Source organism: Methylobacterium sp. FW306-05-D (genome assembly GCF_058782155.1).
In genome coordinates this window covers 23,105-40,567 of record NZ_JBYSXL010000007.1, presented here as the reverse complement: position 1 = coordinate 40,567, position 17,463 = coordinate 23,105, and the positions used below count along the sequence as shown (strand labels likewise).

Genomic DNA, 17,463 nt, shown 5'->3' with positions numbered 1-17,463 from the left:
CGGCTGCGCCGGAATCGACGTGGCGCGGATTTGAAAGCAAGGATCGGGATGCGCGCCGGATTCCATTCGGGTCAGAAGGCCGTGACCGAGCCGGTTCCTACGGATTCCGGCGGCCGACGACGGAGGACGTCCCAGATGCAGCGCGCCGAAGCGGATCCCCGGCCCCAGGCCTCCGGCCCGTCCGAGATCGCGAGCGCCCAGCGATGGGCCGCCCTCGCGGCTCGGGACCCCGACGCGGACGGCCGGTTCGTCTATGCGGTGCGCACCACCGGCGTGTATTGCCGACCGAGTTGCCCGTCGCGGGCGGCGCACCCGGACAATGTCAGCTTCCACCCGACCTGCGCGGCGGCGGAGGCGGCGGGCTTCCGCCCGTGCCGGCGCTGCCGGCCGAACGAGGCCCCGCTGGCGGAACGGCAGGCGGCGGCGATCGCCCGGGCCTGCCGCCTGATCGACGCGGCCGAGACCATGCCGGCCCTCGACGCCCTGGCGTCCGCGGCGGGCCTGAGTGCCTCCCACTTCCACCGCGTCTTCCGGAGGGTCACCGGCATCACGCCGAAGGCCTATGCGGCGGCCCGGCTCGCCGAGCGCATCGCCCGGCGCCTGCCGGAGGCCGAGACGGTGACCGAGGCGGTGTTCGCGGCCGGCTACAACGCCTCGAGCCGGTTCTATGCCCAGGGTTCCGGGCGGCTCGGCATGAGCCCTTCCGTCTACCGGAAGGGCGGTCCGGGCACCGCCATCCGCTTCGCGGTGGCCGCGTGCTCCCTCGGCGCACTCCTGGTCGCGGCGACCGCGCGGGGGGTCTGCGCCATTCTCCTCGGCGACGATCCCGACGTCCTGGTGCGCGATCTCCAGGACCGCTTCCCGCGGGCCGATCTGTCGCCCGGGGACGCGGATTTCGACCTCTGGGTGGCGGCGATCGTCGGTTTCGTCGAGACGCCCGGGCGCGGGCTCGACCTGCCCCTCGACATCGGTGGCACCGTCTTCCAGCAGCGGGTCTGGGAGGCCCTGCGCGCCGTTCCGGTCGGAACCACCACGACCTATGCCGCGATCGCCCGGGCCATCGGCGCACCCAAAGCCACGCGCGCCGTGGCCCAGGCCTGCGGAGCCAACCGCCTGGCCGTCGTGGTTCCCTGCCACCGGGTGGTGCGCTCGGACGGGGCGCTCTCCGGCTATCGCTGGGGCGTCGCGCGCAAGCGCGCGCTGCTCGACCGCGAGGCGGGCGCAGGATGAGGACGTCGCGGCGGGGCGAGGCAGGGTGGGACGCCCCGCGTGGTATGGGGGCCACAGGTGACGACCGCAGGGTGTAGCCCCCGTCGCCGGCCCAGGCCGGATGGGTTATAAGTCCCACCGACGATCGAGGGTGACGGAAGCGGGACGCGTCCGGACGACCGCGCATCCTCCTCGCCCGACGCGGCGTCATCCGCACCCACTCCCGTGGTCGCAATCGGCATGGCCGCTGTCATCCCCCTGGACCGCCCGGCCATCCTGCGCCGGACCCGGTGCCTCTGGCTCGGAGCCGTGGCCGCCCTGCCGTGGTCCGTCGACCTGCACGCTCAGGACGCGGCGGGCGTGCGCCTCGAGGAACTCGCGGTCACGGCCGAGGGGCGGCCGGTGCCGGCGTCCGTGCCCTTCGGCGTGGCGGCGCCCCCCGGCTCGGGTCCACCGGTGATCGAGCAGCCCCTGGGCGCGGCGGCCACGCGGGTGGGCCGTACCGGGACGATCGACGACCGTCCGGCCACGAGCATCGGCTCGGTGCTGACGGACAGCCCCGGAGTCTCCGCGCGCCAGGGCAATGGCGGGCGCGACGTGGTGATCTCCATTCGCGGCAACAATGCCCGCTCCACCGGCGTCATCCGCAACATGGTCGTGCTGGAGGACGGCTTCGTCCTGACCCAGCCGGACGGCGCCTCGCGCTTCGACCTCGTCGATCCCCGGGCCTACAGCCGCATCGACGTGTTCCGGGGCCCGCAATCGGCGCTGTTCGGCAACTACGCCACCGGCGGCGCGCTCGCCTTCCGGACCCGGACGGGCCGCGAGATCGACGGCTTCGAGATCGGCACCGATGCGGGCAGCTTCGGCTATCTCAGCAATTATTTCACGGTGGGCGGGGTCAGCGGCCCCGTCGAGATCAGCCTGTTCGCCAGCGACGTCCGCGCCGGCGGCTCCCTCGACCACACCGCCTACGACACGCAGACGGTCAACCTGCTCGCGAGCTACACGCCGACGCCGGACAACCGCTTCACCCTGAAGGTGATCAACAACCAGTTGCAGGCCGATCTGGCGGCGCGCGCCGCCCTCGACGGGTACCGGATCAACCCCTACCAGCGCGGCTGCGCCCGCGCCGCGACCGCCGCGCCGGGCTGCACCCTGACGAACCTCCTGCGCAACGGCACCTTCGGCGCCACGGTGCCGGTGACCGCCGCGGAGGGCGGGTTCGGACGCGACGACCGGCGCAGCGTCGTGGCCCTGCGCTGGGAGCACGACCTCGACGCGCAGACGTCCTGGCGCACCCAGCTCGGCTTCGACGAGCGCAACTTCGATCAGCCGTTCTACACCACGGCCGTCCGCGGCAGCTATCCCTCCCTGACCTTTCTCACGGACCTGACCCGGCGCTACGACCTGATGGGCCTGCCGGCCGTGGGCTACGTGGCCTTCACCTCCGAGATCCTCGACAACCACGTGACGACCTTCAACCGGGCACCGGGGGCGGGGCGACCGGCGCTCGGCGCCCTGATCGGCGACCTGCGCGGCGACCAGACCAATCTCGGCGGGCGGGCCCGCACCGAGGTGGCGCTCTCCGAGCACTGGACCGGACTCGTCGGGCTCAGCGCGACGAACACCACGATCACCGGCCGCAACCTCGCCTACGCCTATTCGGAGGCCGGGCGGACCAGTTCGGCGGTCGACGCGGCACGCAGCTTCCTCAACGTCGCGCCGGAACTCGCCGTCGTCTACCGGCCCCAGGAGGCCTGGAGCCTGCGCGGGCGGGTCGCCACCGGCTACGCCACGCCGACGGGCAGCAACCTGTTCGTCACCAGCGCGGGGCTGCCCGGCAACAACACGCAGCTCCAGGCGCAGGAGAACCTCGGCTTCGACCTCGGGGCCGACTGGACTCCGGTGGAATCCCTGCGGATCAGCCTGACGGGCTTCTACGAGTTCTTCCGCAACGAATTGCTGTCGCAGTCGCCGGGCGGAGGCCGGCTGAACTACTTCGTCAATGCCCCGGCCTCCGAGCATCGCGGCGTCGAACTGGGCGGCGAATGGGCCTTCGCGCCGGGCTGGCGCGGGACCCTGGCCTACAGCTTCGACGACCAGATCTACACGCGCTTCTCCGAACAGCTCAGCGCCGGCCCCTTCACGGCGCGCTTCGACCGGGCGGGCAGGGCGATCCCGGGCGTGCCCGCGCACCAACTCCTCGCGCGGGTCGGCTACGACCAGGTCGGCGGCCCCTTCGACGGCCTCGGCGCCTTCCTGGAGACCGTGGCCCAGGACGGCGTCTTCATCGACAACGGGAACCTCCTGCGGACGCCCGGCTACACCGTGCTCAACGCCAACATCCACTACGCCACGGCGCTGGCGGGCGGCTATGGCAAGCGCCTCAGCCTCTACCTGGAGGTCCGCAACCTCCTCGACACGACCTATATCGGCTCCGCCCAGAACCTCACCAGCACCCTCAGCCGGACCACCGGCCTGGAGAACGGCGCGGCGGTCCTCGCCGGCACGACGGGTTCGATCTTCGCCGGGGCCCCACGCAATCTCGTCGGGGGTCTGAAGCTGTCGTTCTGAGCGACCGGGCGGTCTCGGAGCGTAATCGCATTGGAATGCCTACGACGCAGGCTTGCCGGCGAGATTTCGGAGAGATTCCAACGTCGACCGCACATCTTTCAGGCATATTCCGTGTCTACGCCCCGCCGCGGACCGCCCTGATTATTCTTGCGGCAGGGCGGCTGCGCGTCTGGAAAGCACAGGCACAACGGGCGCGCAGGGCACGGACGCGCCCCGGCTCTCGAGAGCTTCAGGCCCGTTGGCCGGGGGATTGCATTCACGGCTTCGTCAAGCCGTCCGCAGCCCCTGGAAACCTGTCGCCGCATGTTCGCTTCCGTCTCCCGCCGGTCGAAATCCCGCCTCCTGGCCGCCGCCCTGCTGTCCGGGGCGATGATGCCCGCGGCCCTCGCCCAGGGCGTGCTCAAGATCGGCATGACCGCCTCCGACATCCCCCTCACCACGGGCCAAGCCGACAATGGCGGCGAGGGCATGCGGTTCACGGGCTACACGGTCTATGACGGCCTCATCAATTGGGACCTCTCCTCGGCCACGAAGCCCTCCGTGCTGGTGCCGGGCCTCGCCACGAGCTGGACCGTCGATCCCGCCGACAACACCAAATGGACCTTCAAGCTGCGCGAGGGCGTGACCTTCCACGACGGCTCGCCCTTCACCGCCGAGTCGGTGGTGTGGAACCTCGACAAGCTTCTGAAGACCGATGCGCCGCAATTCGACCCGCGCCAGTCCGCCCAGGGGCGCTCGCGCATCCCGGCGGTGGCGAGCTACCGCGCCGTGGACCCGACCACCCTCGAGGTGATCACCAAGAACCCCGACGCGACGCTGCCCTATCAGATCGCCTGGATCATGATCTCGTCGCCCGCCCAGTGGGAGAAGGTCGGCAAGAGCTGGGACGCCTTCGCCAAGACCCCGGCCGGCACCGGCCCCTGGAAGCTGACCCTGTTCGCCCCGCGCGAGCGGGCCGAGATGGCGCCCAACAAGGAATACTGGGACAAGGGCCGGGTGCCGAAGCTCGACAAGCTCGTGCTCGTGCCGCTGCCCGAGGCCAATGCCCGCGTGGCCGCGCTCCGCTCCGGCCAGGTCGACTGGATCGAGGCGCCTCCGCCGGACGCGGTGGCCTCCCTCAAGGCGGCCGGTTTCGGGATCGTCACCAATGCCTACCCGCACAACTGGACCTGGCACCTCTCCCGCGCGGAGGGCTCGCCGTGGAACGACATCCGCGTGCGCAAGGCGGCCAACCTCGCGGTGGACCGCGAGGGCATGAAGGAATTGCTCAACGGGCTGATGATCCCGGCCCAGGGCTTCATGCCGCCGGGCTCGGCCTGGTTCGGCAACCCGAGCTTCAAGCCGACCTACGATCCGGAGGCGGCCAAGAAGCTCCTGGCCGAGGCCGGCTACGGCCCCAACAAGCCCATCGTCACCAAGATCCTGATCGCGCCCTCGGGCTCGGGCCAGATGCAGCCCCTGCCGATGAACGAGTTCATCCAGCAGAACCTCGCGGATGTCGGCATCAAGGTCGAGTTCGAGGTGGTCGAGTGGAACACGCTCATCAACCTGTGGCGCGCGGGCGCCAAGTCCGACATGTCGCGCAAGGCGACGGGGATGAACTTCTCCTACTTCATCCAGGACCCCTTCACGGGCTTCATCCGCCATCTCCAATGCAACCTGGCCGCGCCCACCGGCACCAACTGGGGCCATTACTGCGACCCCGAGATGGACAAGCTCTTCGATCAGGTCCGCACCACCTTCGACCCGGCCGAGCAGACAAAGGTCCTGCAGAAGGTCCACGAGAAGTACGTCAACGACGCCCTGTTCCTGATGGTGGCCCACGACACCAACCCGCGCGCCATGAGCCCCAAGGTGAAGGGCTTCGTGCAGGCGCAGAACTGGTTCCAGGACTTCTCGCCGATCTCGATGGGCAAGTGATGCGACGGGTGATGACGGGCTGCGCGCAGGACGGAACCCTCCCCCCTCTGCGGGGGAGGGTGGTCCACGAAGTGGATCGGGAGAGGGGAACACTGCCTTCTCCGAGTAGTCCCGAGCCGACCCCTCTCCCGCTCGCTCCGCGACCACCCTCCCCCGCAGAGGGGGGAGGGTGCCTCCGGCGGTCCGCGCCATGCTGAAGTTCATCCTCCAGCGCCTGCTGACCGTCACGCCGGTGGCCCTCGGCGTGAGCGTCGTCTGCTTCATGCTGGTCCACCTCGCCCCCGGCGACCCCCTGAGCGCCGTGCTCCCGGTGGACGCCACGCAGGAGACCATCGACGCCATGCGGGCGGCCTACGGCTACGACAAGCCGCTGCCCGTGCAGTACGTGATCTGGCTCTGGCACGTGCTCCAGGGCGATCTCGGCATCTCCATCGCCACGGGCCGCCCGGTGGTGCAGGAGGTCGGCCGGGCCGTGGTCAACAGCCTGATCCTCGCCTCCGTGGCGACGCTGATCGGATTCACCTTCGGCTGCCTGTTCGGCTTCGTGGCCGGCTACTTCCGCAACTCGGTCCTGGACCGGCTCGCCTCGGCGGTGTCGGTGTTCGGGGTCAGCGTGCCGCATTACTGGCTCGGCATGGTGCTGGTCATCGTGTTCTCGGCCCAGCTCGGCTGGCTGCCGCCCACCGGGGCCGGGCCGGACGGCTCGGGCAACTGGCGGCCCGATCTCGACCACCTGCGCTACATCATCCTGCCCGCCCTCACGATGTCGGTGATCCCCATGGGGGTCATCGCCCGCACCATCCGGGCGCTGGTGGGCGACATCCTCGCCCAGGATTTCGTGGGCGCGCTGCGGGCCAAGGGCATGAGCGAGTTCGGCGTGTTCAAACACGTGGTGAAGAATGCCGCTCCCACGGCGCTCGCCATCATGGGCCTGCAGCTCGGCTACCTGCTCGGCGGCTCGATCCTGATCGAGACGGTGTTCGCCTGGCCCGGCACCGGCTTCCTCCTCAACGCCGCGATCTTCCAGCGCGACCTGCCCCTGCTCCAGGGCTCGATCCTCGTCCTGGCGATGTTCTTCGTCGCCCTGAACCTCATCGTCGACGTCGTGCAGACGGCGCTCGACCCGCGCATCGAGAGGGGCTGATGATACGCGCGACACAGGCCGCCGCGCCGGTCCTCGACATCGCCGGCGCCGCCGCCCCCGCACCGGCGGCGCCCGACGCCTTCGTACCCTCGCGGGGGTTCTGGGGGCAGGTCGGCCACAAGCTCCTGCGCGATCCCGTGGCGATGGCCGCCGCCTGCGTGATCCTCGCCATCGTGGCGGTGGCGCTGCTCTCGCCCTGGATCACCCCGATGGACCCCTATCGCGGATCGATGCTGCGGCGCCTGAAGCCCATCGGCGACGCGACCTACATCTTAGGGTCCGACGAGCTCGGCCGCGACATGCTCAGCCGCCTGATGATGGGCGGGCGCCTGTCCCTGTTCATCGGAGTCACGCCGGTCATCCTCGCCTTCGTCATCGGCTCCGGCATCGGCATCCTGGCCGGCTATGTCGGCGGTTGGGTCAACACCGTGCTGATGCGCACGGTGGACGTGTTCTTCGCCTTCCCCTCGGTCCTGCTCGCCATCGCGCTCTCGGGCGCCCTCGGCGCGGGCATCTTCAACTCCATCGTGTCGCTGACCTGCGTGTTCGTGCCCCAGATCGCCCGCGTGGCCGAGAGCGTGACCACCCAGATCCGCGCCCGCGACTACGTCGACGCGGCCCGTCTCTCGGGCGCCTCGACCCTGACGATCCTGCGGGTGCAGGTGCTCGGCAACGTGCTCGGGCCGATCTTCGTCTACGCCACCAGCCTCATCAGCGTGTCGATGATCCTGGCCTCGGGCCTCTCCTTCCTCGGCCTCGGCGTGAAGCCGCCGGAGCCCGAATGGGGCCTGATGCTCAACACCCTGCGCACGGCGATCTACGTGAACCCGATGGTCGCGGCCCTGCCGGGGCTGGCCATCTTCATCGTCTCGATCTCGTTCAACCTGTTCTCCGACGGCCTGCGATCCGCCATGGAGGTGAAGGCATGAGCACGCCCATCGGCCTCACCACCGTCCCGATCGCCCGCGACCGGGGGGGGCCGGCCCAGCCCCTCCTCACCGTCGACCGCCTGGTGAAGCACTTCCCCGTCAAGAAGGGGTTCGGCGGCACCAAGGCTGTGGTGCGGGCGGTGGACGGCGTCGACTTCGAGATCCTGAAGGGTGAGACCCTCGGGGTCGTCGGCGAATCGGGCTGCGGCAAGTCCACCACCGCCCGGCTGATCATGGGCCTGATCCGGCACGAATCCGGTGACCTGCTGTTCGACGGCGAGCGCATCGGCGGCCGGGCGCTGCCCCTGCGCGACTTCCGGGCCCAGGCCCAGATGGTGTTCCAGGACAGCTACTCATCCCTCAATCCGCGCATGACCATCGAGGGCTCCATCGCCTTCGGGCCGCAGGTGCACGGGGTTCCGAAGCGCCAGGCCATCGAGCGCGCCCGCAGCCTGCTCGCCCGGGTGGGGCTGGAGCCGGCGCGCTTCGCCGCGCGCTACCCGCACGAGCTGTCCGGGGGCCAGCGCCAACGGGTGAACATCGCCCGGGCGCTCGCGCTGGAACCCCGCCTCGTGGTGCTCGACGAGGCGGTCTCGGCGCTGGACAAGTCGGTGGAGGCGCAGGTGCTGAACCTGCTGATGGACCTCAAGCAGGAGTTCAACCTCACCTACCTGTTCATCAGCCACGACCTCAACGTGGTGCGCTTCATCTGCGACCGGGTGGCGGTGATGTATCTCGGCCAGGTGGTCGAGATCGGTCCGGCCGATACCGTGCTGGCCGCGCCGGCCCACCCCTACACGGCCGCGCTCCTGTCCTCGATGCCCTCGATGGACCCGGATGCGCGGACGGAAGTGGCGCCGCTCGCCGGTGATCCGCCGAACCCCATCAATCCGCCCGCCGGCTGCCGCTTCCATCCCCGCTGCACCCTCGTCGAAGAGGTCTGCCGGGGTACGGTCCCGCCGCTGGACGCCCTCGACCCGCACCACCGCGTCGCCTGCCTCGCCCGCCAGCCGGGCTCGGGCCATTCCCTCTCGCCCAGCCTGACGGTGGCCGCATGAGCGCGTCCGCACCCGAGCCGGCCGTCGCGATCCGCGGCCTGACGGTGGTCTTCGGCGGCGTGGTCGAGGCCGTGGATGGGGTCGACCTGACCCTGGAGCGCGGCCAGGCCGTGGCGCTGATCGGCGAGTCCGGCTCCGGCAAGAGCGTCACCCTGCGGGCGATCATGCGCCTCAACCCGGAGCGCCGGACACGGATCGGCGGCACGATCCGGGTGGGCGGCGCGGACGTGATGGCGATGTCGCCCAAGGCCCTGCGGGCCCTGCGCGGCCGGGCCGTGGCGATGATCTTCCAGGAACCGCTGCTCGCCCTCGATCCCGTCTATACGGTGGGCCAGCAGATCACCGAGGCGATCCGCCAGCATGAGCGGATCAGCGCCGCGGCGGCGCGCCAGCGCGCCCTGGCCCTGTTCGAGCGCGTCCGCATCCCGAGCCCGGAGCGGCGCCTCGACGCCTATCCGCACGAGATGTCGGGGGGCATGCGCCAGCGCGCGATGATCGCCCTGGCGCTGGCCTGCCGGCCGCAGGTGCTGCTCGCCGACGAGCCGACCACGGCGCTGGACGCGACGGTGCAGATCCAGATCCTGCTGCTGCTGCGCGAATTACAGGCGGAACTCGGCCTCTCGACGATCTTCGTCACCCACGACCTCGGCGCCGCCGTGGAGGTCGCCGACCGGATCGCGGTGATGTATGCCGGTCGCATCGTCGAGGAGGGCTCCGCCCGCGACGTGGTGCTGAATCCGCATCACCCCTACACGATCGGCCTCCTGCGCAGCCGCGCCGACGGGGCGCTCGCCAAGGGCACGCGCCTGAAGACGATTCCCGGCAGCCCGCCGGACCTCGCCAACCGCCCGCCGGGCTGCCCCTTCGCCCCGCGCTGCTTCCTCGCCGAGGAGCGCTGCCGGGTCGAGGCGCCCCCTTACGTCGATGTGCAGCCCGGCCACCGGGCCGCCTGCTGGCGCACCGAGGCGGCCCACGCGGCGTTCCAGGGGGATAGAGCGGCGGTGATGGAAGCGATGGCGTAGCCTGCGGGCGTACCATCGTCAGCCAGGTGGGACCGATGCCTTTACCCAGAGCATGTGAAGGTGGAACACGTGGGCGCCGATCACGATGACGCTTACGGGCAGAAGGGCCCGTAACGCCCGCGTACCATCGGCATCGTACCGATATCGCACCAGCACCGTCGCCATCGCGAAGATGCCGATCCCCGGCCCGAAGCTAAGTGCGATCCATCTTGGCGCGAACCAGTTGGGACGTCCGTCGATTCCCCACTGCATCGGCAGACGGTCGAGGTGACCAAGGTGACCGTTCGCCACCCAGGACAGTCCGATGAGACAGGCCGTCGTTGCTGCAGCAAGGAGGTAGGCACGTGTCATCTTGGGAATCGCCTCCAGGACCGCATCGGCATGCCAGCGTAGCCCGAACGCCTTTCCCGAATGTCACCCCAGCCGCAGCCCGGCCTTCGCCTTCCGCTTCTGGAGATACAGGCTCGTCCCCAAGGCCAGCCCGATCACCGCGAGGGACATGCCGGTGGTCAGGGTGCCCAGCGCGTAGATCTCCGGCGTCGTGACGGTGGTGGTCAGCCCCTGCAACTCCAGCGGCAGGGTGTTGCGGCCGCCGATGGCCTGGCTCGTTCGCGCGAGCTCGTCGAAGGACAGGGTGAAGCCGAACAGCGCGACGCCAACGAGGGAAGGGCCGAGGATCGGCACCACCACGTACCGCAGGGTCTGGGGCCCCGTGGCGCCGAGATCGCGGGCCGCCTCCTCGTAGGCCGGGTCGAACCGATTGAAGACCGCGAACATGATGAGGAGGCCGAAGGGCAGGGTCCAGGTCAGGTGGGCTCCCAGCGCCGACGTGTAGAGCCCCATCAGGGTCCCGTGCTCCTGCAGCCAGCCCCAGCCGGTCTCGGCGGCGGCCCATTTCACCGCCTCGTCGAGCAGCCGGAATTCCAGGCCGATGCCGAGGGAGACCACGATGGAGGGCACGATCAGGCTCGCCACCGCGATGGTGAACAGCGCGCCCTCGCCGCGGAAGCGCTTGCGGAAGGCCAACCCTGCGAAGAACGCGACGACGACGGTGAGCAGCATCACCACGAGGCCGAGGCGCAGCGAGCGCCAGAGGGCGCCCCAGATGTCGACGATGCCGAGCCCGGCCCAGAGCTTGCCGAACCAGTGCGTCGAGACGCCGTTCATCGGGAAGGTGAGGCCGCCCTGCGGACCCTGGAAGCTCAACACCAGGATCGTCAGCGTCGGCCCGTACAGGAAGGCGACGAAGAGGGCGAAGAACGCCGCCAGGGCGTAGAAGGCCGGGGAGCGGGGGCGGTCGCTCACGGTCAGAGTTCCTTGCGCAGGTCGATGAGGCGGGTCATGGCCACGATCATCAGCATCACGGCACCCAGCAGCACCACCGCGTTGGCGGCGGCCGCCGGCAGTTGCAGGGCCGACATCTGGACCTGGATGACCTTGCCGACCGAGGCGATCTGCTGGCCGCCCATGACGCCAACGGTGACGAAGTCGCCCATCACCAGGGTGATCACGAAGATCGACCCGATGGCGATGCCGGGCTTGGCCAGCGGCACCACCACGTTCCAGAGCGTCTGCCAGCCGGTGGCGCCGGAATCATAGGCCGCCTCGATCAGCGAACGGTCGATGCGCGCCATGCTGTTGAAGATCGGCACGATCATGAAGACGGTGTTGAGGTGCACGAAGGCGAGGACCACGGAGAAGTCGGAGTAGAGCAGGCCCTCGATCGGCGACTTGATCAGCCCCATCCCCATCAGCGTGTCGTTGACGAGGCCGTTGCGGCCGAGCAGCGGGATCCAGGAGATCATCCGGATCACGTTCGAGGTCCAGAACGGGATCGTGCAGACCAGGAACAGCGCCATCTGCATGGTCCGCGAGCGGACGTGGAAGGCGACGAAGTAGGCCACCGTGAAGCCGATCACGAGGGTGCAGGCCCAGGTCAGCGCGCAGAACTTCAGGGTGGAGAGGTAAGTCCGCAGGGTCGTGCAGGCATCCGCCGTGTTGAGGCAGCCGTCGAACACGTCGATGTAGTTCTGCACCGTGAAGGACGGGATGATCTCGTACTCGTTGTAGTCCCAGAAGCTGACGATCAGGGTCAGCGCCAGCGGCACCACGAAGAACACCAGGAACACGAGCGCCATCGGCGCGGCCTGGAGATAGGCCAGCGCCTGGCGCCGCCGGGTCTTGGCCGTGAGGCTGGTGGTCGAAGCCGGAGCGGCCGGGACGTTCGCGGCGGCGGGTATCGCGGAGAGGGCGGTGTCGGTCATGGTTCAACCCTCATGACACGCGAAACCCTCCCCCTCTGCGGGGGAGGGTCGGAGCGCGGTCCCGCTCACGCGGCGATGAACTCGTTCCACTTGCGGACCATGTAGGTGTTCTCGTCCATCACGGCGTTCCAGCAGGCGACGCTGCCCATGCGGGTCTCGAAGGAACCGCCGTCGCGGGTGGCGCCGGCCTTCTCCAGCACGCTGCCGTCCGGACCCTTGATGTCCTTCTCGGCGGGCTTGCCCTCCATCCAGTAGGCCCACTCGTAGGGCTCCATGTGCGATTTCGCCGTCTCCAGCACGGCGGAGTAGTAGCCCTGGCGGTTGAGGTAGGCGCCGGCCCAGCCGGAGAGGAACCAGTTGATGAAGTCGTAGGCCGCATCGAGCTTGCGGCCCGTCAGGGTCTTGGGCAGGCCGAAGCCGGTCGCCCAGGCACGGTAGCCTTCCTTGAGGGGCTGGTAGGTGCAGGCCACGCCCTGACTGCGGACCTTGGTGACGGCGGGCGACCACATCGACTGGATCACCGTCTCGCCGGACGCCATCAGGTTCACGGATTCGTTGAAGTCCTGCCAGAAGGCGCGGAACTGGCCGGCGCGCTTGGCCTCGATCAAGAGCTTGATGGTGCGGTCGATCTCGGCCTTCGTCATGTTGCCCTTGTCGGGATAGGTGTAGTCGCCCGTGGCCTCGATCACCATGGCGGCATCCATGATGCCGATGGAGGGAATGTTGAGGATCGAGGCCTTGCCCTTGAATTCGGGGTTCAGGAGCTCCTTCCAGCTCGAGATCGGGCGCTTGATCAGGTCGGGCCGGATACCGAGCGTGTCGGCGTTGTAGGTGGTGGGGATCAGGGTGATCCACTCGGTGGGCGAGCCGGCGAAGTTCTTCGAGTTCTGCCCCTCGAGGTAGAACACCTTCTTGGGTGCCGTGCCCTGGTCGCCGATCTTCTTGCCGGCGACCTCGCCCTTGGTGAAGACCGGGGTGATGTTGTCGGCCTGCTTGATCCGGCGCGCATCCATGCCCTGGATGTTGCCCGACGGGATGAGCTTCTTGAGACTGAAGAATTCGGTGTCGAGGAGGTCGAAGGAATTCGGCTGCGTCACCACGCGCTTCGTCACCTCGTCGGTGACGACGGGAATGTACTCGATGGTGATCCCGAGATCCTCCTTCACCTTGCGGGCGATGTCGCCGGACTGGTTCACGGCGGTGCCGAGGTAGCGCAGGGTCACGGGCTCGGCGGCGATCACGTTGGGAAAGCCGGTGATCGGGCCGGCGCCGAGCGCCAGTCCGGTGGCACCCGCGCCCTGGAGCAGGGTGCGGCGGCTCAGCTTGATCGGGGTCGTCATGCGGGTTCCTCTACGCGGTAAAAAACGGATCAGGCGCTCAGGCGGTGGGCGGCGTCGGCGTCCCAGCCCAGCGGCACGGTCTGGCCCAGCGCCAGGGGATGCCCCGCATAGGCGCGGTCGTCGATCACGGCCGTGAGCGCGGTGACGGGGTCTCCGCCGAGACCGTCCGCCTCGAAGCCCACATGCACGCTGGTGCCCTGGTACTCCACCGAGACGACGCGGGCCGGCACCGCCTCCGGACCGGCCTGCGGGCCGAGGCGCATCCGATCGGCGCGCACCGCCACCTCGGTCGCATCGGGAAGGCGGATGATGTTGTGGCCGCCGATGAAGCGGGCGACGAAGGCGGTGGCCGGGCGCTCGAACACGTCCCGCGGGGTGGCCGCCTGCTCGATGCGCCCCCCGTTCATCACCACCACGAGGTCGGAGAGCGCCATCGCCTCCTCCTGGCTGTGGGTGACGTGGATGAAGGTGATGCCGAGCTCGGCCTGGAGCCGCTTCAGCTCGGTCCGCATCCGGACCCGCAGGAACGGATCGAGGGCCGAGAGCGGCTCGTCGAGGAGCAGGACCTTGGGTCCGGTGACCAGCGCGCGGGCGAGCGCCACGCGTTGTTGCTGGCCACCGGAGAGCTGCGCCGGCAAGCGCTCCGCCAGATGGGCCATCTGCACGAGGTCGAGCATCGCCAGCGCCTTGGCGCGGCGCTCGGCCTTCGCGATGCCTCGCATCTTCAGGCTGAAGGCGACGTTGTCGCGGCAATTGAGGTGGGGAAACAGGGCGTAGCTCTGGAACATCATCGCCGTGCCGCGCTCGGCCGGCGTGGCGTCGCCCACGGCGCGCGGACCGATGACCACGTCGCCCGAGGACACCGTCTCGTGCCCGCCGATCATCCGCAGGGTCGTGGTCTTGCCGCAGCCCGAGGGGCCGAGCAGGCAGCAATAGGCGCCCGAGCGGACCTTCAGGTCGATACCGTCCACGGCGGTCGTGTTGCCGTAGCGCTTGGTCAGGCGGATCAGCTCGACGTCCATGCGTTGTCTCCCCACCCGATCCCCAGCAAGGGGCGGGCCAGACGATACCCGATTCGCATCCGAGAGCGCCCCCGGGGCCGAGGGCGATCCGGCGCCGTGTGCCGGATCGCTCCGGTGTCGAATCGCTCAGACGGGCCGCGGCGGTGCCACCGTCCGGTCGAGGATCCGGCCCCGCCCCGGGATGCCGGTCACCCGCCCATCCTCGGCGACGATCTCGCCCCGCGCGAGGGTCATCACCGGCCAGCCCGTCACCGCGAACCCTTCCCAGGGGGTGTAATCCGCTCCGTGGTGGAGGTCGGCCTGCCGGATCGTCTCGCGGCGGTTCGGGTCCCACAGGGTCAGGTCGGCGTCGAAGCCGATGCCGATCGAGCCCTTGCGCGGGTAGAGCCCGTAGAGCTTGGCGTGGTTGGTGGCGGTGAGTTCCACGAAGCGGTTGAGGGAGATGCGCCCCGTGGAGACCCCCTCGGAGAACAGGATGGGCAGGCGCGTCTCGATGCCCGGGATGCCGTTGGGGACCCATCGGAACGAGGTCCGGCCCTTCGGGTTCAGCTTGCCGGCCGGATCGTCGTAGCGGAACGGGCAATGGTCGGAGGAGACCACGTCGAACAAGCCGGTCTGGATTCCGCGCCAGATCGCGGCCTGGTTCGAGGCCTCGCGCGGCGGCGGCGAGCAGACGTACTTCGCCCCCGCCATCGGGTCGTCGGAACCGAGGCCCTTCATGTGGTCGGCGGTGAGCGTCAGGTATTGCGGGCAGGTCTCGGCGTGGACCTTCAGGCCGCGCTCCCGGGCCCAGGCGATCTGCTCCATGGCCTGCTCGCCCGAGACGTGCACGATCACGATGGGCAGGTCGACGAGTTCCGCATGCGCGATCGCCCGGTGCGCCGCCTCGCGCTCCACCACCTGCGGCCGGGACAGGGCATGGCCGAAGGGGCGGGTCTCGCCGGCCTTCTCCAGCCGCTCGGTCATGTAGCGGATGGCGTCGTAGCCCTCGGCATGGACCATGACGCGCGCGCCCTCGCGGCGCGCCAGGTCGAACACGTCGAGGATCTGGCGGTCGTTCAGGACGAGATCGTCGTAGGTCATGAACACCTTGAACGAGGTGTAGCCCTCGGCGATCAGGGCCGGCAGTTCCTGGCCGAGCACCGCCGGCGTCGGGTCCGAGACGATGAGGTGGATGGCGACATCGATGTGGCACTGCCCTTCCGCCAGAGCCCGGTAGGCCTTCGTCGCCGCGCGCAGGGAAGCGCCGCGGGGCTGGAGCGCGAAGGGCATGACGCAGGTGTTGCCGCCGGCCGCCGCGGCCCGGGTCGCGGAGGCGAAGTCGTCAGCCATGACGATGCCGGGACCGGAATCCTGGGCGATGTGGACGTGGCTGTCGATGCCGCCGGGCAGGACGAGGAGGCCGGAGGCGTCGATCGTGCGGGCGGCATCGGAGATCCGCTCGCCGATCGCCGCGATGCGGCCGCCGCGGATGCCGAGATCGGCGGAGAACGTATCGGTGGCGGTGACCAGGGTCCCGCCCCGGATGGCGAGGTCGAACTCGGGCATGGCGTCAGGTCCTCACGCGCGCGATGATCGCCACTGGGCCGCCGCCGTCCGGCCCCTGGTGCTCGGCACCACCCGAGACGAACAGGTCGGTCCGGCCGATCGCCGCGGCGGCGACCCCGCCCACGAGGGCGCGGGCGTGCCGGGTGGCGTTGATGTCGCTGTCGTCGTTCATGATGTGGCGGCGCCCCCGGATCAGCCCGTCCTGCGAGGGCTCGGCCTTGGCGAGCAGCGCGACCACGCGCTCGGACTCCTCGGGGGCGAGCTGGCCCTGGACGGGGAACCCGAGATCCGACAGGGCGCCCTGGATCGCCTGGACATCGATGCCGTCGCGCATGACCCGGTGGGCGATGGCGTGGGGGCCGGACCAGCCGCGGCCGTTGCCGAGGACGATGACCTCGTTGCGCATGAGCTCGATTCCGGCCGAGGCGCTGGCCCGGCCGGAATAGAGATCCGGTCGCGTGCCGATGACGGCGTCCGAGAGGTCTTCGTCCGGGACTTCGCCCAGGGCCAGGGCGATGCCCAGCGCCGAGGCTCCGCGCGACAGGCCCATGGAGGCGTAGGTGTCGTGGGTCGCGACACCCTGCCCGCGCGCGGCGGCCTCCTGGATGCGGGCGCTGGTGAGAAGCGGACACTTCACCTGGACGAAATGCACGTCCTCCGGATCGTCGAGGCCGGCCCGGGCCATGGCCTCGGTCACCGCGGCGGCCGTCGCCCGCACCTGCGCCATCCGGCCGATCGCCTCGGGCTGGAAATCGGCGGTGAAGGCGGTGCCGACGGCGAGCGCCGCGGCGCCGGCTTCGGCGGGACGATCGCGGCGCGCCAGCACGAGGAGGTGCGGGGAGAGGCCGCCCTCGGTACCGCCCGACATGACCAGCGCGACCCGCGCTCCGACAGAGGCGGGCGTACAGCCCATCGCGCCGGCGAGGGCGGTCTCGAGCGCCATCACGGCCAGCTGGCGGGTGAAGTCGTTGACGCAGCCGTTGCCCTCGGTCTTGCCGAAGATCGCCACGATCTCGTCCGCCGCCAGCGCTCCGGCGGCGATGAGGTCCATCACCCCCGAGACGTCGGCGGGGTGCCGGGTCGGCACGCGGAAGACGAGGCATTCGGGCATGGCGTGTTCGCATCGGGATGGGAAGACCGGGGTCAGGCTAGGCCGAGCGGTCGTTCCGCGCGAGTGCTGGTTTGCGCACGCGTCGCTCCCGAACCGGCAACGGCCGCGCCCCTTCGGACGGTACGGCTCTTGCCCTGGGGTAAACCGGGACGGGCGGGCCCTTCCTGCGCAGCCCAGTTTGGAACTGCACGATTTGTGGCTTTCGAACGGTGCGGGGTGGCGCCTATTTGTTCGATCTGATCATGCGGGCGGCACTCGGACTGCCCGATCGAAGGCCTGACCGATCTGTGGGATTTGTTGGCATTGGTTTTGCCAAGAC

General features: G+C 69.8%; 14 protein-coding genes. 7 read left to right on the top strand and 7 right to left on the bottom strand.

Annotated features, from left to right (window positions below; genetic code table 11):
* Positions 1-135: 135 nt before the first annotated feature.
* From ada to AC3WLN_RS04675, 7 genes are all read left to right on the top strand, one after another.
* Entirely contained in the window at positions 136-1,230 is a 1,095-nt protein-coding gene (gene ada / locus AC3WLN_RS04705; protein ID WP_492479929.1) for a bifunctional DNA-binding transcriptional regulator/O6-methylguanine-DNA methyltransferase Ada, read from the top strand.
* A gap of 219 nt (positions 1,231-1,449) precedes the next feature.
* Entirely contained in the window at positions 1,450-3,786 is a 2,337-nt protein-coding gene (locus tag AC3WLN_RS04700) for a TonB-dependent receptor family protein (protein ID WP_492479928.1), read from the top strand.
* Between the two features lie 369 nt (positions 3,787-4,155).
* Positions 4,156-5,706 (top strand): ABC transporter substrate-binding protein, encoded by a 1,551-nt coding sequence (locus AC3WLN_RS04695; protein ID WP_492479986.1) that lies wholly within the window; start codon positions 4,156-4,158, stop codon positions 5,704-5,706.
* A 190-nt stretch (positions 5,707-5,896) separates the two neighbouring features.
* Positions 5,897-6,850 carry an ABC transporter permease gene (locus AC3WLN_RS04690; protein WP_492479927.1) on the top strand — a complete coding sequence of 318 codons (954 nt, stop codon included), beginning with the start codon at positions 5,897-5,899 and terminating at the stop codon, positions 6,848-6,850.
* Entirely contained in the window at positions 6,850-7,779 is a 930-nt protein-coding gene (locus AC3WLN_RS04685; RefSeq protein ID WP_492479926.1) for an ABC transporter permease, read from the top strand. Before AC3WLN_RS04690 ends, AC3WLN_RS04685 begins: the two co-directional genes overlap by 1 nt.
* The gene (locus AC3WLN_RS04680; RefSeq protein ID WP_492479925.1) at positions 7,776-8,837 is read left to right on the top strand and encodes an ABC transporter ATP-binding protein; all 1,062 of its coding nucleotides are present in this window, start codon (positions 7,776-7,778) and stop codon (positions 8,835-8,837) included. The genes AC3WLN_RS04685 and AC3WLN_RS04680 overlap by 4 nt, the downstream gene beginning before the upstream one ends.
* On the top strand, positions 8,834-9,859 hold the full coding sequence (locus AC3WLN_RS04675) for an ABC transporter ATP-binding protein (RefSeq protein ID WP_492479924.1): 1,026 nt from the start codon (positions 8,834-8,836) through the stop codon (positions 9,857-9,859). Before AC3WLN_RS04680 ends, AC3WLN_RS04675 begins: the two co-directional genes overlap by 4 nt.
* Before the next feature lie 18 nt (positions 9,860-9,877).
* Here the strand turns inward: AC3WLN_RS04675 and AC3WLN_RS04670 are convergent, their stop codons facing one another.
* The 7 genes from AC3WLN_RS04670 to atzD form a co-directional block, all read right to left on the bottom strand.
* Positions 9,878-10,210, bottom strand: coding sequence for a hypothetical protein (locus AC3WLN_RS04670; RefSeq protein ID WP_492479923.1), 333 nt, complete (start codon positions 10,208-10,210; stop codon positions 9,878-9,880).
* Between the two features lie 63 nt (positions 10,211-10,273).
* Complete coding sequence (locus AC3WLN_RS04665) at positions 10,274-11,164, bottom strand: ABC transporter permease (RefSeq protein WP_492479922.1); 891 nt, start codon at positions 11,162-11,164, stop codon at positions 10,274-10,276.
* A gap of 2 nt (positions 11,165-11,166) precedes the next feature.
* On the bottom strand, positions 11,167-12,123 hold the full coding sequence (locus AC3WLN_RS04660) for an ABC transporter permease (protein WP_492479921.1): 957 nt from the start codon (positions 12,121-12,123) through the stop codon (positions 11,167-11,169).
* A gap of 65 nt (positions 12,124-12,188) precedes the next feature.
* Positions 12,189-13,463 carry an ABC transporter substrate-binding protein gene (locus tag AC3WLN_RS04655; RefSeq protein WP_492479920.1) on the bottom strand — a complete coding sequence of 425 codons (1,275 nt, stop codon included), beginning with the start codon at positions 13,461-13,463 and terminating at the stop codon, positions 12,189-12,191.
* Between the two features lie 29 nt (positions 13,464-13,492).
* Positions 13,493-14,485 carry an ABC transporter ATP-binding protein gene (locus AC3WLN_RS04650; protein ID WP_492479919.1) on the bottom strand — a complete coding sequence of 331 codons (993 nt, stop codon included), beginning with the start codon at positions 14,483-14,485 and terminating at the stop codon, positions 13,493-13,495.
* A gap of 126 nt (positions 14,486-14,611) precedes the next feature.
* Positions 14,612-16,033, bottom strand: a complete 1,422-nt coding sequence (gene hydA, locus AC3WLN_RS04645; RefSeq protein WP_492479917.1) for a dihydropyrimidinase — start codon at positions 16,031-16,033, stop codon at positions 14,612-14,614.
* A 4-nt stretch (positions 16,034-16,037) separates the two neighbouring features.
* Positions 16,038-17,144, bottom strand: a complete 1,107-nt coding sequence (gene atzD / locus AC3WLN_RS04640; protein ID WP_492479915.1) for a cyanuric acid amidohydrolase — start codon at positions 17,142-17,144, stop codon at positions 16,038-16,040.
* Positions 17,145-17,463 lie beyond the last annotated feature (319 nt).